Below are 23,284 nucleotides of genomic sequence, written 5' to 3'. Positions count from 1 at the left end.
TGTGGCCCGTGCACGGCCGTCCCGCAGCACGACACCTGGCGACACGGGGCAGGACGCCGATGACCCAGCCCCAGCGATCCCGCGCCCACGATCCCGTCGGTCAACAGCTGCAAGAGGTGATGGGGCGGGTGAGCCAGGGTGACAAGGACGCCTTCGCCGTTCTCTACGACGCGGTCGCATCCACCGTGTTCGGTATCGCCGTCAAAGTCGTAAGGGACCGGGCCCAGGCTGAGGAGGTGGCACAGGAGGTGATGATCGACGTATGGCGTCAGGCCGACCGCTACCGCCCCGAGCAGGGCACCGTCATGGCCTGGGTGGCGACCATCGCGCACCGCAGGGCTGTGGACCGGGTCCGCTCCGCCCAGGCAGCCGCCAACCGTGAACACGCCACCGGCGTACGCGACCAGATGCGGCCCTTCGACGAGGTCGCCGAGGAGGTCGAGACCCGGCTGGACAGCGAGCAGGTACGGCGCTGCCTCCACCGTCTGACCGAGCTCCAGCGCCGCGCGGTGACCCTGGCCTACTACGGGGGACTGACCTACCGCGAGGTCGCAGAAGAACTGCGGTCCCCGCTTCCGACCATCAAGACCCGAATGCGCGACGGACTGATCCGGCTGCGCGACTGCATGGGGGTGACCACATGAAACACGAAGCAGAACTGCACACCCTCACCGGCGCGTACGCACTCAACGCGCTCACCGGTGAGGAACTCCGCGCGTTCACCGCGCACCTCGAACACTGCGAAAGCTGTCACCAGGAGGTCGGCGAGTTCGCTGCCACGGCCGCACGTCTGGCCGCAGCAGTGAGCCTGCCCGTACCCGTCGCCATGCGACAGGCCGTCCTCGATCGAATCGACGGCGTCCGGCAGTTGCCGGCGCGCGCCCCACTCGCCTCGTCGGTCCGGTTCACCACACGTCTCACTCGCAGGGCCAGTGCGTTCGTGGTCGCGGCCAGCATCGTCGCCGCCGCCGGGTTCGGCGGTGTCGCCCTCTGGCAGCACGAACAGGTGGAACAGGGCCGCACGGAGGCCCAGCGCGCCGAACAGCACGTCCGGGACATGACCGCCGTGATGGCCGCCCCCGACGCCCGGACGACCCGCGGGCGCACCAGCACCGGGGCCTTGGCCTCCGTCGTGACCTCTGCCCGTCTGAACCAGGCCGTCTTCCTCGCCTCAGGGCTCCCCCCGGCACCCGCCGGACAGACCTACCAGCTGTGGTTCGACGACCACGGCACCATGCGCCCCGCCGGCCTCACCCCTGGCGACGGCTCCGTCCTCATGCAGGGAGATCCCGGCCAAGCACTCGCCGTCGGCCTCACCCTCGAACCGGCAGGCGGTTCCACCCAGCCCACCACCAGCCCCCTGGTCCTGCTCTCCCTTCCCGCCTGACCTGGACAGCGGGCAGCAGGGGCTGGCAACGCGTACGCGGCGGACCGGGCGGCGGCTCGGTCAGCCCCGTGCTCTTGGCCGCGAACGCGTCTTCCTGTGGCAGCGGTCGTCGGCCGAGGCCACCCGGTTCCAGCGAGGGGGCCGGAACCGAGGGATGCCATCCCCAGCTCCATCCGCGTCCCGCAGCCCTAGCCGTGATCCTTGCTCGCGTCTGGCCCGGCGGTGGAATCGACAGAAGCGGTCCCGGAGCCAGGGCAAGCCCCGGCAGGAGGCCGCCACTCTGCCTGGGTCGCGACCGCATCATCCCCCCGTCGAGCAGCTGTGCCCGGACGGCCGAGAGGTGTGCGGCATCTGAGTTGCACAGGGCCCGTGCGTACGAAAGACAGCAGTGGACGTGTCGCGGGTGTCGTGGCGCGCCGCCAGGTGTCTCGCCTCAAGGAGTGCTTATTCGTGCTCAGTTCCTGCCCGTCCTCGTCTGCACCGCTGCTGCCGCTCTGGCGGCGCTCTTCGCCAGTGCCGCGAGCGATCAGCCCGCCGAGCAGGCCATGGCCCACTCGGCGCTCCACGCGATCGGGCTGACTGCGGACCAACGGCTCGTGGAATTCGATGTCGACAAGCCGGGCAAGACCTGGGACCTGGGCAAGATCTTGGGCCTGTCCGAGGACATGAAGATCGTCGGGATCGACTTCCGCGTCCAGAACGAGAAGCTCTACGGCGTCGGTGACAAGGGCGGCGTCTACACCCTCAGCACCGAGTCCGCGAACGCGGTGAAGGTCTCCCAGCTGACCGAGGCCCTGGCCGGCACCTACTTCGGCGTCGACTTCAACCCGGCCGCCAACCGCCTGCGGGTCATCAGCGACACGGGACAGAACCTGCGCCACAACATCGACGAGAACGCCGCACCGCACCGCTCACCACCACCGTCGACGGCATGCTCACCAATCCCACCATGCCGCCTTCCTCGGCCCTTGGTGTCACCGGTGCCGCCTACACGAACAACGACCTGAACGCGGCGACCGCGACGACTCTGTTCGACATCGACACCGCGGCCAACCGGACCTCGATCCAGTCCCCTGCCAACGCCGGCACCCTCGCCCCGACGGGCAACCTCGGTGTCGACGCAGGCTTCGACATTTACTACAGCCCCAAGTCGTCCACCGACAGCGGTTACGCGGCCCTCAGCACCACGGACGCGCAGCGCCTCTACGGAATCAACCTGCTGACCGGCGCCGCCCACGGCCTCGGCGCCTGCCCGAAGAACCGCCAGGTCACCGACATCGCCCTCCCGCTCGGCCAGCACTGACACGCACGGCGGGGGCCGCACCACCGATGCGGCCCCGCCGTGGAGTGGGGTTGGCCGGGTCGAGCCACGACAGCTGGAGGCCTCCCGGCCGCCCGTCTCGGTCAGCAGTACCGCACCCACTCGTGGGCGTGGACGTAGCCGGCATCGACCCAGCCGGACTTGTCGGCGAGGTGGTACCAGCCGTCCTGCTGGCAGGCCAGCTTGACGTGGCTTCCCGGGGACAGGCTCCACACCACGTGGGAATGGGTCCACGGGTGCTGGCGAACATTGAGCTCTATCCGGGAGGTCACCGTTCCCGACACTCCGTGATCATGGTGGTGGGACTGCGGAGCAGCCCCCGCCGCGCCCACGCCCGCCACACCGAAACCGGCAGCCAGGACAATGGCGGCAACGCCGCGTCCGATCGTTCGTGCGCTCATAGCAGCACTTCCTTTCGCGCCCCCTTGCCTCTGCGCCCCAGGGCCATGTGAGACCCGGCGCCGCGAGCAGCTTGCGCTCACGCCTCCACCTGGTGATTCGAAGGCTCGAACCAGACGGATTGGTATGGAGTCACCAGATATCTGCGCAGAGGGGTTCTCCGAGCGTCTCCCCGGCTCTCGAATTGGGGCAATCAGGCAGAGGACTCCCGGTATCGTGCTGCGCCGTCGGAGCTGCTGTGGCAGACCGACACAGACTCTGCACAGACGGCCAAGCCCTCTGACCTGCTGGTATCCGCATAGCTCACAACCCGGTGATGGCGCGGGCGGTGAGGCCCAGTCCAACGAGAAGAACGAGGGCCGAGGTGACGGCGGGCCCGATACGCCCAAGCGTCTTCAGGCGCGTGAAGGACCTCTCGGCGGTGCGGGCGGTGATCCGGTCGCGCAGTCGTACGAGGAGGAGTCCGGCGAGGGTGAGGGTGGTGGCCATGCCGAGGCCGTAGCCGATGACGAGGAGCACGCCGAAGGCGGTCCGGCCGAGGGCGACGGCGCCGAGGAGGACGACCAGTGCCGAGGGGCTGGGGACGAGGCCGCCGGCGATGCCGACGCCGATGAGCGACCAGCGCCTTCGGCGCGCCGGCGCGGGCGTGTGGTGGTGGTCGGTTTCGTGGGTGTGGTGGTGGCCGCCTTCGCCGTGGTGGTGATGATCGTGCGGGAGCGCGGTGGCGGTTTTGGTCAGGACGACGGTGGCGCCGTCGGCCGCCGCGCTGTCCGGCGCGCGGCGTGAGGACGGTAGGCCGGTCGGCGGCTCGTGGCTGTGTCCGTGCCCGTGGTCGCCGCCGTGGTGAGGCCCATGGTCAAGGTCACCGTGGTGTGCGTGGCGGTGATCGCCGTGGTGGTGATGTCCATGGCTGTGGCCGTGCTGGAGAGGGTGGCCGCGCAGGGCGGAGTGCAGCAGCCGCAGGCCGATGGCGGTGACGAGGAGGCCGCTGGCCAGGCCGAGCCAGCCGAGGACGGTTTCCCCGGCGAGGTGGGTGGCCAGCGGGAGCGCCAGGCCGAGAGCGAGGACGCCCGCGGTGTGGGTGAGGGTGACGGTTGCTCCGACGGTGACGGCATCGCGTGGGGTGCCGCGCCGTCCGGCGAGGTAGGCCGCCATGATCGTCTTGCCGTGGCCGGGCATCGCCGCGTGGGAGGCACCGAGGACGACGGCGAGGAGCAGGGCGAGGAGGCCGACGGGGACGGTCAGTTCACGGCTGCCGACGAGGGTGTCGAAGAGTGCGGAGACCTTGTTCAGCGCGGCGGTGACCGGGCCTGCGCCGGGCAGGCCGGGCGGCACGATCCGGGCCGCGATCCCCTGCCCGGGAGCGGTCCGCAGTTCAGCGGTGCGCTGGTCGAACGGGTCGGCGAGAGGGTCCTGCGGGTACTGGCGCAGCTGGTTGGTAGGCGAGGCTGCTGGGACGGTGGAGCTGGTCAGGGTGAGACCTTCGCCGCGGGCGATGATCTCGTGCCAGCCGACGCGCCGGCTGTCGTAGTGCGTGGCGACGTGGACATTGGAGGGCGAGGTGAGGTCCGCGTCGGCCGTGAGGTGGCAGGTGAGGCGGCTGGTCTTGAGGCCGGCCTCGCCGGTGTGGAACGTCAGCTTGCCGGCGCCCCGCTCCCACTGGAGGCTCACGTTTCCTACGCCTGCGGCCAGTTGTCCGGCAAGGGCGGTGCACGCCTCGTCCGCGTAGATGCCCTGCTCGTCGGCGCTGATGGATCCGTTGTGGTCCTGGTCGATGAGCGGGTGTTCTTGTGCTGCGGCGATCTCGGCGCGGTCGACCACGATCTCGGCCTCGACCGCCTGCGGGCTCAGGGTCAGGCTGGTCGCGTAGTTGACGGTGAAGTTGCCCAGCGGATGCGCGGCAGCGGGCGAGGCAGAGGCAAGCAGGGTGAACAGCGCGGCTGCGAGCGGTACGGCGGCCAGGCGCCGGCGGGTGCGGGGGTTCATGGGGTGTCGTCGATTCGCCGGAGTGCTTCGCGCGCCGCGGGGGCGTGCAGCGGGTGGAAGGAGGGATCGAGAGCCAGCGCCTGCTGAAGATCGCGCCTGGCGGCCGTGACGTCGCCGAGCGCCTGGTGGATGGCGCCGCGGTGGAAGCGGAAGAGCGCGCTGCGCGTACCCAGGACGAGGGCTTCGTCCGCATGGTCAAGGGCCTCGTCGTCGCGTCCGGCGCGGTGCAGGGCCCAGGCGTAGGCGTCGTGGACTGCGATGAACGGCCGCTCCCGTACTGCTTCTTCGGCCATGGTCACCGCCTGGCGGGGGTCTCCGTGGTCCGCCTCGAAGTAGATCGCGTCGACGTCTGCGGGCGTACCTGTGGCCCGGCGGAGCGTTTCCTGGGCGCGCAGGACCGCGTACTGGGCTTCGGCCTGGTCCTGGTGGCCGAGCGCCTGCTGGAGTTCACCGAGTCCGAGGAGGTATTGCGGGAGCGGGGCCGTCGCGATGGCCGCGGTGTAGCCGGCGACCGCCCGCTCGCGGTCTCCCGTGGCTACGCGTGCCTTGGCCCGGGCTTCCAACAGTCCGGCGTCGCGCGGCGCGATGGCCAGCCCGGCCTCGGCCTGGCGCAACGCGGTCGCCGGGTCGCCGCTGTCCAGGGCGAGGGAGGACAGGTGGGTGTGGGCGAAGGCGCGCTCGCCCGGGGTGCCGGCGGCGCGCAGTGAGCGTTCCATCAGGGTCTTGGCCTGGCCGGTGTCGCCGCGGAGTTCGAAGGTGTACGAGGCGCGGGCCAGGGAGCTGCTGTCGGGGCGGAGGTCGGCCATCTTCTGGACGGCTTCTTCCGCTTCCTTGTACTGGCCGAGCTGGGTGTGGGCGTCGGCCAGGACCCCGTAGGAGGCCGGGGTGGCGGGGCTCGTCGCGACTGCCTTGCGGGCCCAGGTGAGGGCGTCGCGGAACTGGTGGCGGGCCGCACAGAGTGCGCCCATGCCGATCTCGGCGTGCAGGTTCTCGGCCGGTTCCAAGGCGAGGGAGCGCCGCAGGGCCTTCTCCGCCTGGGCGTAGGTGGCCTGGTCGGCGGTGGTGCGGGCCTGCTGCACCAGAGCCATGCCGAGGTCCGCCCAGCTACCCGGATCCTTCGGCAGGCGCTGCACGCGCTCGCGCAGTAGCTCGATGCCGCGCGCCGGACCCGCGGGGGAGGCTCCGGAGGAGGGGGCGTCCGGTGTGCTGGAGCCGGCCGGGGAGAGGCCGATCGCACCGACGGTGAACATGACCACGCCCAGGGCGATCGTGACTGCGGTCGCACGCAGGTGTCTGCGGCGTCGGGGCACGGGAGCAGGCTGGTCTTCGGGCCGGTGCACGGGTCCTCCCCGGGGGGATTTCGGTGGAAGGGGTTCCGGGCGGGAACCGGAGGACCGACCTCGGTGCCCCGCCCGGAGGGATGGAGTCAGCTGGTCTTGCGGTTGCGGCGCAGGCGGTAGCCGCCGAGGCCCATGAGCAAGGCGCCGAGCACGCCGACGGATCCGGTTCGCACGTCACCGGACCGCTCGGGGGCGTTCGGTCCGCTGTTGACGGACTTGGTGTGGGGGAGCGCCAGGTACGGGAACGCGTTCCCGAACGGCACCTCGTTGGTGTTGACCTTGTCGCCGTCGGCGAGGGCCGGGACGAGCTGGCCGGTCTGGGCGGCGCCTTCGACGGCCTGGAGGGAGATGTCGATGACGTCGTCGGTCAGGCGGCGGCCGTTGGGGAAGCCCGCGAGGTCACCGGCGAGGACTCCGTACCGGTTCGGGTTGGGGTTGGGGCGCACGCCCATGTTCAGGCGCAGTTCCTCCGCCGGGACGATCTGCTTCAGCCGCGCGTCCTTGTTCAGGCGGTGGGCGTTCAGGTCGGCCTGGATGGGTCCGCAGGCCTTGCAGATGCCCGTCAGGTAGATCTCGAACAGGTCCCGTCGGGGGGCCGGCGGGGCGGGGATGCCGTAGACCTGTTGGATGAGCTTGGGCAGGATCGGGTCGAGGACCTTGTCCACCACGGGCTGGACGGTGCGGTCCTGGTCCGGGTTGAGGGTGTTGAAGGCGTCCTTGTACTTGAGCGGGACGACGACCTCGTTGACCAGCGGGTTGCCCAGGCGCGAGACCTGCTTCCATTTGTCGCCGTGCTGCTTGTCGCGGGAGTCGGAGACCTGTACGCCCTGGCGGTCGGTCGTGGACCACACGCCGATGACGGGGTTGCGCGAGGGGTTGCCCTTCAGCGCGAGCTGCGTCTTGGGGATCTGCAGGGCCACGGAGTTGACGTTGTAGCCGGCGAGGGTGTCCTGGCCGCGCTCGGACAGGTCGCCGCCGTAGAGGAGGTCGAAGACGCGCAGGTCCGCGAAGAACGGGTCTTCGGCCTGACCGGCGAAGGTCTTGCCGCCGCCGGGGACGTTGCGGATGGCCTGGTTGCGCAGGGCGGCGTAGTCCGGCATTGATGCCGGGCCGACGCGCGAGGGGGCGGCGGGCACGTTCGAGAGCAGGACCTTGCTCTCGTTGCCGTGGGAGACCACCAGGTCGTATACCTGACGGAAGTTGAGGTCCGGGTCGGTCAGCGAGGTGACCGGACCGGTGTTGTAGAGGAACTGGTTGGCGGAATCCTGGTAGCTGTTGCGGAAGCGCCAGGTGTAAGTGATGTCGGAGACACCGTCACCCGTGTTGTCGACCTTGATGTTGTAGCGGAGGTCATCGCCGAACGCGTAGAAGTTCGGTCCGCCGTTGGGCTCCTCGAACGGGATCCAGTTCGCCAGCAGCGTCACCGAGTCGGGCCGGTCCAGGCTCGTGTACGCGTACACGTCGGTGTTGTCCGCACGCGGGTCGCCGGCGATCAGCGGTGCCTCACGGTGGCTGGAGGCGGAGCTGACTCCCGGCGCCAGAGTCAGTGCGGCGAGGCCGGTCGCGAGCGCGCCGGCGCCCAGGACGAGGAGGGACTGGTCGAGCACACGGCGCGAACGGGGCCGTGCGGAGATGGACTTCAAGGGTGTTCCTCTCGACTGCGAACCCTGTCGTTCCGCGCACATCGGCGCGGCCGGACAGGGGCATTCAGGTGGGATGACCACTCGGTCGGACAGCGCGCCCACGCGGCATCAGCAGCAGCCCGGCCCGCCGACCGGGCGTACCGCCATGCGCTCAGATCGCGCCGAGCGAAGGAAAGCACGCAACGCCCACACCCCGTGACCACTTTTCCTTCGAAGTCCAGATGAAACTCCGCCGCCTATTCGCGAATCCGCTGGCCACAGCCTCTTCGCAGAAACGCTGGGGGATTCCACATTCGCTACGACACGCAGGCGATGGGTTAGGCCAATCGAGCACAGGCGGGTTATTGCAACCTGTTCGCAACAAGGGTCTACGCCTTTGGCTGCGAATGTATGACGGCGAGTACCGATGGAATGATGAGGATGAAAATGCCCCTGGCTGTTCTGCGGTGAGTGAAATCCTGCCTTGCCGGGACCCGCTTCGGGTACACGAGTTGCACCACCACACGAAGGGCGTCAATCCAGCATGCCGCGCATCAATGTAAGTGCAGACAAGGGCCGCAGTGTCGAGCTCCACTTCGAGGACTACGGTCGAGGCCGTCCCGTCGTGCTCGTCCACGGCTGGCCGCTGAGCGGCCGCTCCTGGGAGCCGCAGGTCGGACCGCTGGTCGAGGCGGGCCACCGGGTGATCACCTACGACCGGCGCGGGTTCGGCTCTTCCTCCCAGCCGTGGGAGGGCTACGACTACGACACCTTGGCCGCCGACCTGGACGCCCTCCTGACGCATCTCGACGTCCGCGACGTCACGCTGGTCGGGTTCTCCATGGGCGGCGGGGAGGTGGTCCGCTACCTCCACAACTACGGCAGCAGCCGCGTCCGCCAAGCGGTCTTGGCCGCAGCGGTGCCTCCCTACCTCCACAAGAGCGCCGACAACCCGGACGGCGGACTCGACGACGCCACGATCACCCAGTTCGAGGACGGTGTCCGCGGCGACCGACCCGCGTTCATCGAGGGCTTCATCACCGGCTTCTTCCAGGCCGGCGAGAACACCGACCTCGTCAGCGCGCCCCAGCACCGCTATCACGTACACCTGGCGGAGGCCGCCTCACCCAAGGGGACACTGGACTGCATCAACGCCTTCGCCCGCACCGACTTCCGCGACGACCTCGCCCGGATCGACGTACCCACCCTGATCATCCATGGCACCCAGGACGCCATCGTGCCTTTCGAGGTCAGCGGCAAGCGATCCCACGAAGCCCTGCCGGGCAGCGTCCTCGCCCTGATCGAGGGAGCCCCGCACGGACTGAACCTCACTCACGCCAAGGAATTCAACCGGCACCTGACCGACTTCCTCGCCAAGTGATCGCCGCTCCGGCCCACGCCGCACGGGCGCGGGCCGGAGCGGGGGCGGGGCGGGGGCGGGGCGGTTCGGTCGGACGTGAACACGGTCAGGCGAAGACAGCCAGCTCACGTTCCAGTGCTGCCACGCTCTGGAACGTGACCCCCAGCAAGGAGACGTGCTTCCAGCGCAAGGTGCCGTCCGGAGCGATCAAGAAGACGGCCCGCCGCAGCCCGATCCCAGGAGCCGTGATGCCGAACGAACGGCTCACGAGCCGCTGTTCGTCTGCTAGCAGCGGCATGCGCAGGCCGTGGCGGCGTGCGAACGCCTCATGGCTGTCGACCCCCTGAGGGCTGATGCCCCACACCTGCGCACCCACCGCGGAGAACGACTCCAGCCCTCCGGAGTACGAGCACAGCTGCCGGGTGCACACAGGGGTGTCGTCCCCCGAGTAGAAGGCCAGAACCAGTGGCTTGCCGCGCTGCCGGCACAGCTCGAAGTCGCGCCGCTCGAACGATGAGCCTATGAGCTCGCCACCTGGGAGGGCGAAGTCGCCCACTACCGAACCCAGTTTGGGAACGCCTGCCACGAAGATCTCCTTCGCCTCATGAGCATGCTGGACAGATGCCGGCCAGTCGTCTGTCTCTGCCGGGAGCACGCAGTCGGGGCACCCGCCGGCCTGGAGCAACCTCGTCGGAATGGCCCCTTGCCCGCGGACGGCGGCGCCCGACCGAGATCGCTGCAGTGGAAAGGGAACCAGATGGCCCACGGTGCTGACAAGATGCCGAGCAGCCCATCCGAATTCCGCTGCAATAACGATTCTTCTGCCGGGTGTGAAAATTTCGGATCTGTATACCGGCGAAGAGAATGTAGGTGCCATTGATCTAAAGTTGGAGCACTGCGGGATTTGTTTAAGTGTCTCGACCCTCGTTAATCGTGGCGTCCTCGTTCAGGGTGTCAGCCGGGTAAATGGACGGCCGCTTCGCCCCGGCCATGACCCAGACCGGAGCGAAGCGCAACTCAGGTCCTTCAGCTGTTGACGCAGGTGTTGCCGAAGGCGGGGTTGAGCAGGCCGATCACACTGACGCTGTTGCCGCACGCGTTGATCGGGATGTGGATCGGAATCTGGATCAGATTTCCCGACAGCACGCCCGGGGAGCCGATTGCCGCACCGGAGGCACCGGCATCGGCGGATGCGGCGGACGCGCCACCGACAACGGCGAGACCTACTGCGAGCGCGAGACCGGCACTCTTCAGAACACGGGACATAGGGGGCTCTCCTTGCTGGTTCAGTGACGCGTACGCGCCGGCGGCCCGAGACCGGGCCTGTGACACCTCTTCGTTGAGGTACGGCAGGGCGGCTTGGCCTCCTTCCGCCTGTTCCCTCGAAAGGGTGGACCCGTTCCCGTATCTGGCTGAACGCCTGACCCAGATGCCGTATCGCGCCACCTCGCCCTGGCGCCCTCCGGCGGCAGCTCGCCCTCGCCAGGACGGGCGGGACCGTCTACACCACCGCTCGCGACGTCTGTCGTGGCAGTGTCCCGGCTGCCGCAGCGCGCCTCCGGCGGGTGGAAAGGAGCCGTAAGGATGCGATCTGCGTGTCATGAGTCCGGTGAAGTCGTGGGCGCGGGATGTTCTCCCAGACGCTCGTGCCCGATGAGCCGGATACCTATGGAGATGTACGGATGGATGCAAGCGCCGGCAGTGACCAGCCGGACGGTGTGCCTGAGAGGCCGTCTGCCTCTTCGAAGCTCCCGCGCACACCGGTCGCCGAACGGGTGCGGGATGCCGTCGGCCGGGCGCGGGCGGCTGGTCCGCCGCCAGGCCCGGCACGACCCGGGTTCTGGCGCAGTCCGCTGCGGGGTCCGTGGCTGACCGGGGTGTTCGGACTCATCCTGCTGGTCGGGGTCATCGTGCTGTTCGTGACGGGTCTGCTGTCGTACGCGGCCTACAACCCCGACCTCGCCCCGCGCAACGACCAGACACCCGACAAGGGCTGGCTCGGGTTCTACCTGTTCACCTGGCCCACCTCGCCGTACTGGTTGTACCGGCTGACCCAGGGCGTGCACACCGTCCTCGGCGTGGTCCTCGTGCCCGTGCTCCTGGCCAAGCTGTGGTCGGTGATCCCGAAGCTCTTCGATTGGCCGCCGGTCCGCTCCGCCGCACACGCCCTCGAACGGCTCTCCCTGCTCCTCCTGGTGGGCGGGGCCGGGTTCACGTTCGTCACCGGGATCCTGAACATTCAGCTGGACTACATTTTCCCCGGCTCCTTCTACACCCTGCACTTCTACGGCGCGTGGGTGTTCATGGCCGCCTTCGTCGTCCACGTCGCGTTCCGGCTGCCGCGCGCGGTCCGGGCGGTCCGGGCCGGCCGCGGGTGGCAGCCCGCGCCGGACTCCGAGGAAGCAGCGGGGCTGGTCTCACCCCGGCCGGCACCGGCGACGATCTCGCGCCGGGGCGCGGTCGCGATGGTGGGAGCCGGCTCGCTGGCCCTGCTGGTGGTGACGGCCGGCCAGAGCATCGGCGGCTGGTGGCGCAAGACCGCCCTGTTGGCCCCCCACGGCCGCGACCCCGGCACGGGACCGAACGGCTTCCAGATCAACAAGACGGCGGCGTCCAGTGGGATCCGCCCCAGCGACATCGGACCCGACTGGCGCCTGACCGTGCGCGGTGGAGGCCGCCAGGAGGTGCTGACCCGCGCGATGCTGCTGGCTATGCCGCAGCGGGAGTCGGCGTTGCCGATCGCCTGCGTGGAGGGCTGGTCGACGCCGGACCAGCAGTGGTCTGGAGTGCGCCTCACGGATCTCGCCGCCCTCGTGGGACTCGGCGCCGAGACGCCACAGGTGCTGGTCGAATCCGTGCAGCGCGGCGGATCGTTTTCCTCTGTCGTCCTCGCCCCGAACCAGGCCCGCGATGACCGCTCGCTCCTCGCGATGCGCGTGAATGGGGCGGAGCTGTCGCCGGACCACGGCTATCCGGCCCGCGTGATCATCCCGGCGGCCCCGGGCGTCCACAACACCAAGTGGGTCACCCGCCTCACCTTCGGAGAACCCGCATGAACCATCCCACCACAAGCTCGGCCGGGGCCTTCCGCCGCCGCTACGGCGCCTCCCCGCTCCACCTCCTGCTCACCCTGGCCTGCTTCGCCCTGGCCCTCTACGCCGGCATCCGACTGCTCAAGGGCGACACCCTCGGGGTGGCGATCTGGTTCGTCGGCGCCGCCCTCCTGCACGACCTGGTCCTGCTCCCCGCCTACTCGCTGACCGACCGCGCAGCCCAGCTCTTCCTCCGTGGCCGGAGCACCGAGCCTGGGAGCGTGCCGCGTCCGAGCGTGAACCATCTCCGTGTCCCGGCTTTCGTCTCGGGCGTGCTCTTCCTGGTCTGGTGGCCGCTGATCCTGCAGCAGGGTGGGCACTACACCGCCTACACGGCCCTGTCCGCAGACGGCTTCCTGGCCCGCTGGCTCCTCATCACCGCTGGCCTGTTCATCGCCTCGGCGATCGTCTGGCTCGTGCGGACCCGGCTGCGCCTGCGGACGGAGCGGGAGGAGGCCGGGGTTCAGGGGCAGGCCCGCAGAACAGCGAAGTGACGCTCGCCCGAGAGGCTGCTCCACTGCTCGACGGGTGCCCAGCCGGAGAGCCGGCCGTGCCGGACCAAGGCTTGGGTACCGACGGTGGCCCAGGGGAAGACCGGGCTGACCGGACGTCGGCCGGTGTGGATCGCGACCCGACGCCGCTCGTCCACCTCACGCGCTGCGGTTTCCACGAGCAGCAGCCCGGCTGGGCGTACAAGGTCGTACAAACGGCGCAGGAGGCGGCGCGGGTCACCGCCGATGCCGATGTTCCCGTCGATCAGCAGCGCGGTATCCCACGTGCCTTCGTCCTGGACCGGGGCGAACACCGAACCACTGCGGGCGTGGCCGCCCCGGCACGCCGTTGAGATGACGGCAGCCGGGGACACGTCGATGCCCAGGACCGTGTGACCACGACGGGCGAGTGCCTCGACGAGCCGCCCGGCCCCGCATCCCACGTCCAGAACCCGGCCCCTGCACCGTTCCAGGACAGTCCGGTCCGCCGGGTCGGCCCCGCCCGACCATCGAGCGATGTCCAATGGGAAAGACCACCCCTCGCTATCACGAAGCGTGATCTCGCCGAAGGACCCGTTGACCGCCTGCTTGTACGGGACATTGATCCAGGGCTCCGGGCGGCCAGCCACCCGCACAGCGTCACTGACACCGACTCCCGTACCCGTGCGAGCGAGCCCGGTTGACGCCCCAGAGTGGTCGCACAGCTCGGTGTCGGGACCTTCACCGCAGGTGCTGCGGAAGACGCGCGTCATGGCTCGGCCCTTTCGGAGCACGCCTGGAACGGACCCGCACGACGCTATGACCCTTGCTCCCGAGCCGCCCGTCAGGACAGGCAGATGGGCGAGCAACAGGAAACTGTCGTCTGGCTGCCTAGGGCGTTTCGTTTGGATCACCGGGCAGCCCAGTGGAAGATGCCCGCGATGTGGAGACCGGCCAGGTAGATGCTCGCGGTCTTCTCGTAACGGGTGGCGATGCCTCGCCACTGCTTCAAACGGTTGATACAGCGTTCGACGGTGTTGCGCTGCTTGTATGCATCGCGGTCGAAGGCGGGTGGCCTGCCGCCTCGGCTTCCACGCCGCAGGCGGTGGCCGCGTTGATCGGCCGGAACTGGGATCACAGCGCGGATCCCGCGCTTGCGCAGGTGCTCGCGGATCGCGCGGGAGGAATACACCTCGTCGGCCAAGACCACATCCGGCCTGGTGCGGGGCCGTCCTCGCAGTCGGGGAACCCGAAGTCGGGCCATGACGTGTGCAAAGGCGGATGCGTCACCGGCCTGGCCGGCGGTGAGCACTAGGATCTGTCTGACAAATGATCACCTGCAGTCCGCCCACGTCCCGCCCGCCTCCCACCGGTCGGACCACGCATAGACGGGCTGGGCAGGTGGCTGACCGAACGCGGACGGGCGTGGCGGTGTCACGGGACGAACCGGGCCGCTGCTTACGAGGCTTCGGCGTCGGTGTCAGTGCGCTCTTCTATATTCCGGATCATGAGCGGATGGCTGCAGAACACTCAGGTGCTGGTCGAACAGGCGGCAACGTACAAAGCACTCGCCGGGCGTGGTGAGCTGCGCGAGCTGTCACGTGCGGTGATGCGGGCCGCCTGCGCGAACGGCTCGATGACGGGGGTCGGCGTCGGGAACATGGACCTGTTGCGGGCACTACCCGACTGCGACCGTCTGGAGCTGGCTGCGTTGTGGGCCGAGTGGCACGCGCGCGTGGAGAACGACTGGACGGCTGAGGAGTTCAGGCGGGACGTCGACTACCTCCGCACGGAACTACTCATGGTTGCTTCCGGAGTGGCCCGCGGCCTGGACGGTGGGATTCTGGCCGCCGAGCGTGCGTCACAGCTCGCCGCATTGGGTGACCAGTACGTGGTCTGGTCGCATCACCGGATCTGGGAGCTGGCCGACGCGGAGCTCGCGGCCGGGCGCATACCCGGCTCGGCGGTCCTGGCCGCCTTCCGTCGTACCATGGCGGCGGCGACGCTGCCCGGATTCCGGCGCACCCAGGCGTCGGTGAACGCGGCCCAGGTCGGACTGCGCGAGGTCATGGGGCGCTGGCCCGGTCCGCCACTCAACTCCGGGGAGGTCTGGGCCGACCAGGCGCTCAAGGACGCCGGCGTGGGTGGTGAGCCGTGGGTTCGGCTACTGTCCCACGCCGCTCCGGCGACCGCGAGCGCGCCGTCGGCGAGATGGCGACGGGATTCCCTGGCCCTGATCGAGGAGATCGGCCCGGAGGCAGTACGGGAGGCAGTACCGCGATGGTTCGAGTTGGCCGGCCTCGACCGCACGGCCCCTCTGGTGGGCCATCAGCATCTTCCGTTCGACGTGAACACCCGCTTCGACGCCCACAACTCCCATGTGCTGCGCGGGCTCGCCTGGACCCTCGCTCTCGTGCCCGCCGGGCCGGACATCGTCGACGCCCTCGCCGGACTCGTCGAGACCTCTCTGGACCAGCGCTCCGGTGAGGATCCCCGAGCCCCTCATGTGGCGGAAGCGGGCGTCGTGGCACTGGCCCTCACCGCAGACCCGGCAGCGCGGTGCGAGTTGGAGACCCTCCGCAGGTGGATCCGGCACAAGGGCACTCTTCTGCGCATCGACAAAGCTCTTGATCACTTGCCAGACAAGCCCTAGACAGTGTCCGCCAAATGATCATCTGGTTGGTTTGCGGAGCCAGAGGATCAGCGTCGCCAGGACGATTCCGGCGTGGTCGCGGTCGGCGAGCTTGTCGAACCTGGTCGCGATCGCGCGGAACTGCTTGAGGCGTGCGAAGCAGCGTTCGACCACGTTGCCGTCACGGTAGACCTCCTTGTCGAAGACTGGCGGGCGACCGCCGAGACGCCCTCGGCGCCGGCGGTTGGCGACTTGGTCGCGGCGTTCGGGGATCGTGGCGACGATTCCCCGGCGCCGCAGCAGGTCCCGGATTGCCCGGCTGGAGTAGGCCTCGTCGCCCAGGACCCGGGTCGGTGTCGTGCGCGGGCGGCCGGTGTCGGAACGCGGATCCCGTCGAGGACCTGACCGAATGCGGTGGCGTCGTTGATGTTGCCGGGCGTGAGCACGATGGACAGGGGCAGGCTTCGTCTCGGACCACATGGAGGTGCTGTACGACCTCGACACGGAGGCGACGGCCAAGGCCGCCGAGCTGGGGCTGCCGATCGCCCGCTCGGCCACGGTCGGCGCCGACCCCCGGTTCGCGGCGGCGGTACGGGACCTCGTGCTGGAGCGGGCCGCGGCGGAACGCGGCGAGTCCGTGGAGCGTTGCGCGCTCGGGCTGCTCGGCGCGAGCCACGACCTGTGCGCGGTGGGCTGCTGCCCGGCGCGCGGGCCCCGGCCGGCGGCCGCGGGCGTGGACAGCCCGTACGCGTAGGGGGCCGGAGTGGGGAGCGCCTCGGATCATGGGGGAATAGCTATCGCGAGGCTTCACCTGCGCTGAGGGAACTTGTGGGATCTGCAGGTACGACGTGCGCGACGGAGTTGATCACACCGCTGGTGAGAGCAGTGCGTGCGGGCACGGGCTGGTCCGACTCGCGGGCGAGGTGGCGGCGTTTCCAGTACGGGTTGTCGTGGGAGAGCTCGCTCGAGACACGGCCGTACATCCCGAAGGTCATGATGATCAGCCCCATGACGAAGCGGAAGATCACATTGGTGATGCCGAAGCCGAGCACATTGGCGTCCTTGTCGAGGACGAAGATGTGCGCGAAGCCGCTGAGAAGGAACAGGGCTCCCACCGTGATGTTGAGGGTGGATGCGAAGTTGCCGCCAATGAAGGCGCCCGCGGCAAGTGCGAGTCCGACCACGACGGAGATGACGCTGAGGGTCGTGTTCGTCGTCATCCCCGCGATGGTCTCGCCCTGGGTGTCGAAGGGGCGCAGGGCATCGGCGAAGCCGAGGATTCCGAAGGCGAGCAGGATCAGGCCGCAGAGCAGGGCGCCGTACCGGTAGACGGTGGCGAGGTGGTGATCGACGGGTAGCTCGTCACTCAGTTTCATGTCGGTTCCTCTGGGGGGTTGTGTCGGTCCGCGGCTTCGTCACTGCTCGTAGTTCGCGAGGGCCAGGCCGAGGCCGAAGAAGGTGGGCGCCCATTCCCCGACGAAGATGCCCCACCGGTCCGCCCGCTCAATGTCCTCGCGGCTGTTGGAAGCGAGCCACGATGCGAGTGACAGGCCGATGGACAGGGTGGCCGCCAGGTAGGCGTGTTCGCTCTTGACGCCTGTGTCATGCAGCTTCTTGACGATCATGACGAAGTCTCCTTCTGGTCATTCCGGGAGAAGCGCTCGAGCCTCCGAAGAGGATCTGACGTGCCGAACCTACTCGCGGACCACAGGGGAGGTGACTTGCCCCGTTTATGCATGGTTTCGTGTGTTTTTAGGCGTCCTTCTGCCGCACGCGAGCATGCCGGACCGGAGGGGCGCCGCCGGTCCGGCACCGACCGGGCGATGGTGCTGCCACTGGAGTCCAAGGGGTAGAGGTCGGCGTCGTAGGCTTCGCCGGAATGGCGCAGAGTGCGTAGTTCGCCCAGTCGAACATGCCTGTGGTGAAGTTGATGTAGCTGTCGTACGGGTTCGCGAGGGCTTCGGCGCTGGTGACGCTTCCCTTGCAGGCGTCGTAGACGACGGGGCTGTTGATGTGGTGGCCGGCGCTGAGGCCGCCCGAACCCTTCCGCTCTCGTTCCAACCGGAACCGGCTTCGAGGGCGGACACCTCGTCGAACGCCCTGAAGCCGGCTGGGCCTGAGCTCACCCATACGATCGGGGACATGGATCCGACGGCACCGGTCGGCGGGCCTGCTTGAATTTGCCGGTGCAGATAGAAGCGATCGTATTCGACTTTGATGGCCTGCTCATGGACACCGAGACCACACTCTTGGAGTGCTGGCAGTACGAGTGGCGACAGCACGGGCTTGAGCTGGACCCGGCCAACTTCTTCGCCGATCACGGTGGCGACGTCACCGCTGAGCGCTATCGACGACTCGCTGCGGCCGTCGGCCCCGGATTCGACTACGAGACCAGCCACGCCCGACGCCTCTCATATCGCGACGAGTTGCATAGTGGCCTGGGTCTTCGTGATGGCATCGACGCCTGGCTCACCCAAGCCCGCGACGCCGGCCTGCGGTGCGCGGTAGCCAGCAGTTCACACGAGGAATGGGTCACCAGCATGCTGGCACGAGTCGATCGCCTCGACGCGTTCGACGTCCTCGCCTTCGGGAACGAAGTGCCCTCACCCAAGCCGGCGCCCGATGTCTACCTGCTCGCTCTCGACCGGCTCGGGCTCGACCCAGGACAGACAATCGCCGTCGAGGACACCCCCCACGGCGCCGCCGCAGCCCAAGCCGCGGGGCTGTCATGCATCGCCATCCCGAATCCCTTTGCCGACCCCGCACGCTTCACCGCGGCGAATCTGGTCCTCGCCACCGCCGCCGAGCTCCCCCTGCAGGACGCCATAGCGCTCATCAGCACCGAACCCCAGCACAATCCCGATTCGAGCATCCACAAGATGTGACAATTGCTCGCGTGTGCCGGGCGGCGAGGCAGTCGGCCCAACTGTCCTGGAGGTAGGTCGCCCACTGTGGTGGTCGAAGGGGAGAAGCCGAGGAGGTCGCTTACGGCCTTGGGTGGCGTGTCCGTAGTCATGGTGATCATGGCTGTGTTGCGGGCGGCCAGGGTGAGGAGGTGGCGGCCGGTCTGGCCCTGGCCGCCCGGGACCATGCCGGGGAAGAGGTACCAGGAATCGCAGCCAGGTGAAGGGCCGTCGGCGGCCAGGTGGTGAGGCTGGGCAATCAGGTCTTGCACGAGAGCGGCGATGCCGCTGACGGACAGCGGGTACAGACGCACCAGGGCCCCGGCGATGCGGACTTCGAGAGGCAGGGCGGTCTCGGTCAGGCAGCGGCGCGGCTGCGTGTTTGCATCTCGGCTTCGCCGAGGAAGTGCTGAGGAAGGCCTCTTCGCGGCGCGGCAAGGGCGGGGTCGGCGAGGTTGCGCAGGCGGGTCCAGCGGATGAAGGCCACCAGGCCGCGGTGGTCGGGGGCTTGGTCGAGCCAGCGCCGTAGGTCCCCTTGTCGGGCACGTTGCAGGCTCAGGTTCCGGGTCTCCAGTTAGTGCGGGAAGTCCATGACTCGCAGAACCTCGGTGCGGTCCTGGGAGGCGGAGCCGGTGGTGTAGCGTCCGCGGGCGGCTCGGCGGCGGACGGTCTTGAGGATGTGCCAGTCCGCGAAGGCGTGGACGATGCCGCGGTTGCCGGTCAGGAGAGCGGCGGACGAACTGGCAGATCCGGGCAGCTCGCAGATGCGCCAGGCCCTCGGCCGGTCCCGGGGCGGGCTGACCACCAAGGTCCATCTCGCTGTCGACGGCCGGGGCCTACCTCTGTTGATCGTGCTCACACCCGGCAACGTCAACGACGCCACCGCCTTCGCCCAGGTCCTGGCCGGGATCCGTGTTCCGCGAGCCGACACCGGCCGCCCGCGCACGACACCGGACCGGGTCCTGGGTGACAAGGCCTACTCAAGCCGGGCGATCCGGCACCTGCTGCGGCGCCGGGGCATCGCCGTCACGATCCCCGAGCGCCGCGACCAGGTCGCCAAACGCCGGCGTCGAGGGCGCCTCGGCGGCCGACCGCCCGCCTTCGACAAGGAGGTCTACCGTGACCGCAACGTGGTCGAACGATGCTTCGCACGCTTCAAGCAGTTCCGCGCGATCGCGACCAGGTTCGACAAGCTCGCCGACCGCTACCGCGCCGGAGTCGTCCTGGCCTCGGTGATCCTCTGGCTCCGCGAACCAGCCTCATGATCGTTTGTCAGACGCCGCTGTAGCAGTCCCTCAGCGTGAGGTCTCTCTGGCCCGGGTCAGGGAGACCTACGCGTCAAGCTGGGTTCGGATCTGCAGGAAAGAACGAGAACCTGCTCGCTGGCCTTCCGCGGTGAACCGACCTGGCGTAGGGGATGAAGACAGGGACGGGGGCAGCAGCTTTCATCCGCCAGCCGCTGGCGTACCGACACTCTGTCGACGAGGACCTCAGTAGTTCAACGTACTCGCCGAACGAAGCGCCCTCGAACCGTCCGCTCAGAGCCACTGTCTTGCTCTCATGGTTGAAGACCGGAACGGCAGTATCGACCGGCATCCCCCATCCGAGGGCGTGTGTGTTCGTCTCCCCGCAATCGATCATGTAGTCCACCCAGTGGGCGTAAGTCAGTGCCTGCATGGTCAACATCGTCTCCCCTTCACAGGCCTTGAATCAGGCAAAGCGTCTTGTCACGCCTTCTACCTACTCTCACATCGGTGCCACCGTCAGGCACAGTGGTGTGTCAGACAGGCCTTAGGAGTCACTTACGCGGAGAGATCTGCAAGGTGAGCCTCACGATCGACGAAGAGTCCGAGACTCTCCAGGCGCAAGCACGGACAGAGCGCCAGGCACAGCCTTTTGGCTCTCGGGGAAGGCCTTCCTCCTTGCGGTCCCCCTCCGCGAGGCCCGGTGGGGTAAGCGGTTCAGCGGGCTGTGCGCGGTCAGGGTGTAATCCGGTTGAGCTGTCGGTTCATCTCGCCGAGGAAACGCACGACGACGTGCAGCTCCGTGGGTGTGAAGTGCCCGCGGGCGGCATCGGTGGACTGTGCGAGAGGCCTGAAGTACTCGCGTGCCGCGGCGCGGCCGGCCTGCGCGTAGAGCACGTGCACCACACGCCGGTCGTCGGGCGCTCGGACCCTGTGGATGTGACCGGCCTTTTCCAGTCTGTCCAGGCATGCAGTCACTGCTCCCGAGGTCAGGTTCAGATGCGCGCGGAGACGGCCCGGGGTCATGGGCCCCGCGTCCTCCTCGCGATCTGCGTCCAGTACGGCGATCAAAGCTTGCACGTCGGTCAGATGCAGATCGTGTGCCCGTGCGAACTCTTGGGCGATCCGGTTGAACTGCGAGTTCATCTCGCGCAGAAGGACGGCGAAGGACTGCAACCCGATCGGGTCGTCGTACGGAGGTACGGGGGGCGGGGTGTCAGCGGCGGCCATGACCCCAGCATATGATCTCTCAATGGTTGAGATACTCGATTGTTGAGATTACTGAGGGGTTGCAGTGAGAAGCACATCGCGCTGGGTTCGATGGCTGGTGCCGTTGGTTCTGCTGGCGGCATGGCTGGGCATCGGTGGAACATTGGGCCCGTATGCCGGGAAGCTGGGCGAAGTCGCCACCAATGATCAGGCGGCCTTCTTGCCGCAGAGCGCCGAGTCCACCAAGGTCCTTGAGGCGCGCAAGGCCTTTGAGCGCGCCGAGTCGGTACCCGCCATCGTCGTCTGGCAGGCCCCCGAAGGGGTGCGGATCACCGACTCGCAGCAGCAGGAAGCGACTCGGGCTGTAGCAGCTGTGGCCGGGCGCTCCGGAGTTTCCGGAGCGCCGTCCCCTGCCCTGCCCTCGGACGACGGCCGGGCGTTGCAGGCTGTTGTGCCGCTCGCCCCCGATCTGGGCGATGACCTACCGGCCGTCTTGGATGAGGTGCTTTCGTCCGCGGGCGCGGTTCCGGGGCTGGACGTGCAGATCGCGGGGCCAGCTGCTACGCAGGCCGACCTCGCGGACGCCTTCGCCGGCATCGACGGACTGCTGGTCGCTGTGGCCCTCGGCGCCGTGCTCCTGATCTTGCTGCTGGTCTATCGAAGCCTGCTTCTGCCACTGATGATCATCATCAGTGCGGTGTTCGCCCTGGGCCTTGCGTGCGCGGTCGTCTACTGGCTCGCCGACCGGGGCATCGTGCGGGTCGATGGGCAGGTGCAGGGAATTCTGTCCATCCTGGTCATCGGTGCGGCGACCGACTACGCGCTACTGCTGGCCGCGCGGTTCAGGGAAGAACTCGCAGCACGCGACGATCGAGTGGCCGCAGTGATCGCGGCCGTGCGGCGTTCGGCGGGCGCGATCACCGCCAGCGCAGCCACCGTGGCCTTGGGCCTGCTCGCCCTGCTCGCCAGCGATCTGACCAACAACAAGGCCCTCGGCCCTGTCGGCGCCATCGGTATCGTGTGTTCCGTCCTGAGCACGCTCACCTTCCTGCCCGCCGTACTCGCACTGCTTGGCCGTACAGCTTTCTGGCCGGCCACTCCCAAGCCCGGCGAGGCCGCGGGCGAGGGCCACACCGTGTGGCGCCGCGTCGCGGCTGTCATCGACCGGGCACCGCGCCGGGTCTGGGTATCGACGGCGCTGCTCCTGCTCGTCTTGGCCGGGTTCGCGTCAGCCCTGTCCTCCAAGGGCGTGCCCCTGGAGGAAATCTTCGTCAAGGACGCACCCTCCGTCGCCGCTCAGCAGACACTCAGTCGGCACTTCCCGGGCGGATCAGGCCAACCCGCAGTGATCATCGCGGATTCGGCGAAGGCCTCACAGGTACAAGCCGCCGCCCTGGAAACAGACGGCGTAGCCGCTGCGGAGCCCGCAACAGCTTCAGGTAAGCCCGGTGGCGGACCCCTGGTCATCGACGGCCGCGTCCGCATCGACGCCACTCTCAAAGCCGCCGCCGACAGCGACGCCGCGAAGAGGACAGTCGCCGAACTGCGTAAGCGCATGCACGCCGTACCGGAGGCCAACGCCATCGTGGGCGGCTACACCGCCCAGAAGTACGACACCGAGCGCACCGCGGCACGGGACCGCACGGTCATCGTCCCGATCGTCCTCGGCATCATCCTGCTCATCCTCATCCTGCTTCTGCGCGCCTTGCTGGTGCCTCTCCTGCTCGTAGCCACCGTCGCACTCAACTTCTTCGCCACGTTGGGCGTTTCCGCGCTCGTCTTCCAGCACCTGCTGGGCTTCAGCGGCACGGATGCCTCCGTCCCCTTGTACGGATTCGTCTTTCTCGTGGCGCTCGGCGTCGACTACAACATCTTCCTCATGTCCCGCGTCCGGGAGGAGTCCCTTATCCACGGCGTTCGCCAGGGAGTGCTCCGCGGCTTGACCACGACCGGTGGAGTCATCACCTCAGCCGGCGTGGTCTTGGCCGCCACCTTCGCAGCCCTGATGGTGATCCCGCTCGCCTTCCTCGTCCAGATCGCCTTCATCGTTGCCTTCGGCGTTCTCTTGGACACTCTTGTCGTACGGTCCCTCCTGGTCCCGGCACTGGTCATCGACATTGGTCCGCGAAGCTGGTGGCCCAGCAGCTTGGCAAGTTGGCGAGACCCGGTGATGCCCACTGCCCCGCGGAGCAGCACGCCGTAGCTCTCACACGCCCGCTGGTGATTCCTGCCGGCACTCACCGTCGTCGCTGACGGGTGCGGGCCGCTCTCCACAGGGGAGGGCGGCCCGCACGTCCACTCTGCGGCCGGGGCGCGGTT

Annotated in this window: 20 protein-coding genes and 5 pseudogenes; 11 read left to right on the top strand and 14 right to left on the bottom strand. The window is 68.5% G+C overall.

Annotation, left to right across the window (positions count from 1 at the left end; genetic code table 11):
* Positions 1-59: 59 nt before the first annotated feature.
* From sigK to ACFYYB_RS27655, 3 genes and pseudogenes are all read left to right on the top strand, one after another.
* A complete protein-coding gene (sigK, locus tag ACFYYB_RS27665; protein WP_389438349.1) occupies positions 60-644 on the top strand; it encodes an ECF RNA polymerase sigma factor SigK in 585 nt (194 codons plus the stop codon).
* Positions 641-1,387 (top strand): anti-sigma factor domain-containing protein, encoded by a 747-nt coding sequence (locus tag ACFYYB_RS27660; protein WP_389438347.1) that lies wholly within the window; start codon positions 641-643, stop codon positions 1,385-1,387. The genes sigK and ACFYYB_RS27660 overlap by 4 nt, the downstream gene beginning before the upstream one ends.
* Before the next feature lie 446 nt (positions 1,388-1,833).
* Positions 1,834-2,690: pseudogene (locus ACFYYB_RS27655) on the top strand (DUF4394 domain-containing protein).
* A 101-nt stretch (positions 2,691-2,791) separates the two neighbouring features.
* Here the strand turns inward: ACFYYB_RS27655 and ACFYYB_RS27650 are convergent.
* The 4 genes from ACFYYB_RS27650 to ACFYYB_RS27635 form a co-directional block, all read right to left on the bottom strand.
* A complete protein-coding gene (locus ACFYYB_RS27650) occupies positions 2,792-3,109 on the bottom strand; it encodes an SH3 domain-containing protein (protein ID WP_389438346.1) in 318 nt (105 codons plus the stop codon).
* Positions 3,110-3,410: 301 nt separating this feature from the next.
* Entirely contained in the window at positions 3,411-5,093 is a 1,683-nt protein-coding gene (locus ACFYYB_RS27645; RefSeq protein ID WP_389438344.1) for a sulfite exporter TauE/SafE family protein, read from the bottom strand.
* Positions 5,090-6,403, bottom strand: coding sequence for a tetratricopeptide repeat protein (locus tag ACFYYB_RS27640; protein WP_389438343.1), 1,314 nt, complete (start codon positions 6,401-6,403; stop codon positions 5,090-5,092). Before ACFYYB_RS27640 ends, ACFYYB_RS27645 begins: the two co-directional genes overlap by 4 nt.
* Before the next feature lie 116 nt (positions 6,404-6,519).
* Positions 6,520-8,118, bottom strand: coding sequence for a DUF4331 domain-containing protein (locus ACFYYB_RS27635; protein WP_389438342.1), 1,599 nt, complete (start codon positions 8,116-8,118; stop codon positions 6,520-6,522).
* 481 nt (positions 8,119-8,599) lie between these two features.
* On the opposite strand from ACFYYB_RS27635, the gene ACFYYB_RS27630 reads away from it, so the two are divergent.
* Positions 8,600-9,436, top strand: coding sequence for an alpha/beta fold hydrolase (locus ACFYYB_RS27630; protein WP_389438340.1), 837 nt, complete (start codon positions 8,600-8,602; stop codon positions 9,434-9,436).
* An 85-nt stretch (positions 9,437-9,521) separates the two neighbouring features.
* On the opposite strand, the gene ACFYYB_RS27625 is transcribed toward ACFYYB_RS27630, so the two are convergent.
* Together ACFYYB_RS27625 and ACFYYB_RS27620 are read right to left on the bottom strand one after the other, a co-directional pair.
* On the bottom strand, positions 9,522-10,001 hold the full coding sequence (locus ACFYYB_RS27625; protein ID WP_389438338.1) for a peroxiredoxin: 480 nt from the start codon (positions 9,999-10,001) through the stop codon (positions 9,522-9,524).
* A 440-nt stretch (positions 10,002-10,441) separates the two neighbouring features.
* Positions 10,442-10,681 (bottom strand): chaplin, encoded by a 240-nt coding sequence (locus ACFYYB_RS27620; protein WP_389438337.1) that lies wholly within the window; start codon positions 10,679-10,681, stop codon positions 10,442-10,444.
* 509 nt (positions 10,682-11,190) lie between these two features.
* On the opposite strand from ACFYYB_RS27620, the gene ACFYYB_RS27615 reads away from it, so the two are divergent.
* The gene (locus ACFYYB_RS27615; protein ID WP_389438463.1) at positions 11,191-12,471 is read left to right on the top strand and encodes a molybdopterin-dependent oxidoreductase; all 1,281 of its coding nucleotides are present in this window, start codon (positions 11,191-11,193) and stop codon (positions 12,469-12,471) included.
* Positions 12,468-13,001 carry a hypothetical protein gene (locus ACFYYB_RS27610; RefSeq protein WP_389438335.1) on the top strand — a complete coding sequence of 178 codons (534 nt, stop codon included), beginning with the start codon at positions 12,468-12,470 and terminating at the stop codon, positions 12,999-13,001. The genes ACFYYB_RS27615 and ACFYYB_RS27610 overlap by 4 nt, the downstream gene beginning before the upstream one ends.
* Here ACFYYB_RS27610 and ACFYYB_RS27605 read toward each other — a convergent pair.
* Both ACFYYB_RS27605 and ACFYYB_RS27600 read right to left on the bottom strand, forming a co-directional pair.
* A complete protein-coding gene (locus tag ACFYYB_RS27605) occupies positions 12,971-13,522 on the bottom strand; it encodes a class I SAM-dependent methyltransferase (RefSeq protein ID WP_389438334.1) in 552 nt (183 codons plus the stop codon). The genes ACFYYB_RS27610 and ACFYYB_RS27605 overlap by 31 nt on opposite strands.
* Before the next feature lie 365 nt (positions 13,523-13,887).
* A pseudogene (locus ACFYYB_RS27600) lies at positions 13,888-14,292 on the bottom strand (transposase); the annotation flags it as partial.
* Between the two features lie 192 nt (positions 14,293-14,484).
* Here ACFYYB_RS27600 and ACFYYB_RS27595 point away from each other — a divergent pair.
* A complete protein-coding gene (locus ACFYYB_RS27595; protein ID WP_389438332.1) occupies positions 14,485-15,630 on the top strand; it encodes a hypothetical protein in 1,146 nt (381 codons plus the stop codon).
* 18 nt (positions 15,631-15,648) lie between these two features.
* On the opposite strand, the pseudogene ACFYYB_RS27590 reads toward ACFYYB_RS27595, so the two are convergent.
* Positions 15,649-16,076: pseudogene (locus tag ACFYYB_RS27590) on the bottom strand (transposase); the annotation flags it as partial.
* On the opposite strand from ACFYYB_RS27590, the pseudogene ACFYYB_RS27585 reads away from it, so the two are divergent.
* Positions 16,070-16,363: pseudogene (locus tag ACFYYB_RS27585) on the top strand (ferrochelatase); the annotation flags it as partial. The pseudogenes ACFYYB_RS27590 and ACFYYB_RS27585 overlap by 7 nt on opposite strands.
* Before the next feature lie 40 nt (positions 16,364-16,403).
* On the opposite strand, the gene ACFYYB_RS27580 reads toward ACFYYB_RS27585, so the two are convergent.
* Together ACFYYB_RS27580 and ACFYYB_RS27575 are read right to left on the bottom strand one after the other, a co-directional pair.
* Positions 16,404-16,985 carry a DUF4383 domain-containing protein gene (locus ACFYYB_RS27580; RefSeq protein WP_389438330.1) on the bottom strand — a complete coding sequence of 194 codons (582 nt, stop codon included), beginning with the start codon at positions 16,983-16,985 and terminating at the stop codon, positions 16,404-16,406.
* A gap of 39 nt (positions 16,986-17,024) precedes the next feature.
* Positions 17,025-17,234, bottom strand: a complete 210-nt coding sequence (locus ACFYYB_RS27575) for a hypothetical protein (protein ID WP_389438328.1) — start codon at positions 17,232-17,234, stop codon at positions 17,025-17,027.
* 561 nt (positions 17,235-17,795) lie between these two features.
* Here ACFYYB_RS27575 and ACFYYB_RS27570 point away from each other — a divergent pair.
* Positions 17,796-18,494, top strand: a complete 699-nt coding sequence (locus ACFYYB_RS27570) for an HAD family hydrolase (RefSeq protein ID WP_389438327.1) — start codon at positions 17,796-17,798, stop codon at positions 18,492-18,494.
* Between the two features lie 592 nt (positions 18,495-19,086).
* Here ACFYYB_RS27570 and ACFYYB_RS27565 read toward each other — a convergent pair.
* Positions 19,087-19,317, bottom strand: coding sequence for a hypothetical protein (locus ACFYYB_RS27565; RefSeq protein WP_389438472.1), 231 nt, complete (start codon positions 19,315-19,317; stop codon positions 19,087-19,089).
* Between ACFYYB_RS27565 and ACFYYB_RS27560 the strand changes: the two are divergent.
* Positions 19,241-19,777: pseudogene (locus ACFYYB_RS27560) on the top strand (IS5 family transposase); the annotation flags it as partial. The gene ACFYYB_RS27565 and the pseudogene ACFYYB_RS27560 sit on opposite strands and share 77 nt — an antisense overlap.
* A gap of 73 nt (positions 19,778-19,850) precedes the next feature.
* Here the strand turns inward: ACFYYB_RS27560 and ACFYYB_RS27555 are convergent.
* Positions 19,851-20,189: a hypothetical protein gene (locus ACFYYB_RS27555; RefSeq protein ID WP_389438325.1), complete on the bottom strand. Its 339-nt coding sequence runs from the start codon at positions 20,187-20,189 to the stop codon at positions 19,851-19,853.
* A 302-nt stretch (positions 20,190-20,491) separates the two neighbouring features.
* Positions 20,492-20,986 carry a MarR family winged helix-turn-helix transcriptional regulator gene (locus ACFYYB_RS27550; protein WP_389438324.1) on the bottom strand — a complete coding sequence of 165 codons (495 nt, stop codon included), beginning with the start codon at positions 20,984-20,986 and terminating at the stop codon, positions 20,492-20,494.
* Positions 20,987-21,050: 64 nt separating this feature from the next.
* Between ACFYYB_RS27550 and ACFYYB_RS27545 the strand changes: the two genes are divergently transcribed.
* Positions 21,051-23,168, top strand: a complete 2,118-nt coding sequence (locus tag ACFYYB_RS27545; RefSeq protein WP_389438323.1) for an MMPL family transporter — start codon at positions 21,051-21,053, stop codon at positions 23,166-23,168.
* Positions 23,169-23,284: the final 116 nt, after the last annotated feature.

The organism is Streptomyces sp. NPDC002886, from assembly GCF_042888445.1.
Classification (GTDB): domain Bacteria; phylum Actinomycetota; class Actinomycetes; order Streptomycetales; family Streptomycetaceae; genus Streptomyces.
This window is presented reverse-complemented; position numbering and strand designations above follow the sequence as displayed.

Bases quoted from the DNA above. Each gene is read 5' to 3' on its own strand.
- ACFYYB_RS27645 (WP_389438344.1), bottom strand. From the start codon at position 5,093: ATGAACCCCCGCACCCGCCGGCGCCTGGCCGCCGTACCGCTCGCAGCC.
- ACFYYB_RS27555 (WP_389438325.1), bottom strand. From the start codon at position 20,189: ATGCAGGCACTGACTTACGCCCACTGGGTGGACTACATGATCGATTGC.
- ACFYYB_RS27650 (WP_389438346.1), bottom strand. From the start codon at position 3,109: ATGAGCGCACGAACGATCGGACGCGGCGTTGCCGCCATTGTCCTGGCT.
- ACFYYB_RS27660 (WP_389438347.1), top strand. From the start codon at position 641: ATGAAACACGAAGCAGAACTGCACACCCTCACCGGCGCGTACGCACTC.
- ACFYYB_RS27550 (WP_389438324.1), bottom strand. From the start codon at position 20,986: ATGGCCGCCGCTGACACCCCGCCCCCCGTACCTCCGTACGACGACCCG.
- ACFYYB_RS27595 (WP_389438332.1), top strand. From the start codon at position 14,485: ATGAGCGGATGGCTGCAGAACACTCAGGTGCTGGTCGAACAGGCGGCA.
- sigK (WP_389438349.1), top strand. From the start codon at position 60: ATGACCCAGCCCCAGCGATCCCGCGCCCACGATCCCGTCGGTCAACAG.
- ACFYYB_RS27575 (WP_389438328.1), bottom strand. From the start codon at position 17,234: ATGATCGTCAAGAAGCTGCATGACACAGGCGTCAAGAGCGAACACGCC.
- ACFYYB_RS27635 (WP_389438342.1), bottom strand. From the start codon at position 8,118: ATGTGCGCGGAACGACAGGGTTCGCAGTCGAGAGGAACACCCTTGAAG.
- ACFYYB_RS27610 (WP_389438335.1), top strand. From the start codon at position 12,468: ATGAACCATCCCACCACAAGCTCGGCCGGGGCCTTCCGCCGCCGCTAC.
- ACFYYB_RS27620 (WP_389438337.1), bottom strand. From the start codon at position 10,681: ATGTCCCGTGTTCTGAAGAGTGCCGGTCTCGCGCTCGCAGTAGGTCTC.
- ACFYYB_RS27580 (WP_389438330.1), bottom strand. From the start codon at position 16,985: ATGAAACTGAGTGACGAGCTACCCGTCGATCACCACCTCGCCACCGTC.
- ACFYYB_RS27630 (WP_389438340.1), top strand. From the start codon at position 8,600: ATGCCGCGCATCAATGTAAGTGCAGACAAGGGCCGCAGTGTCGAGCTC.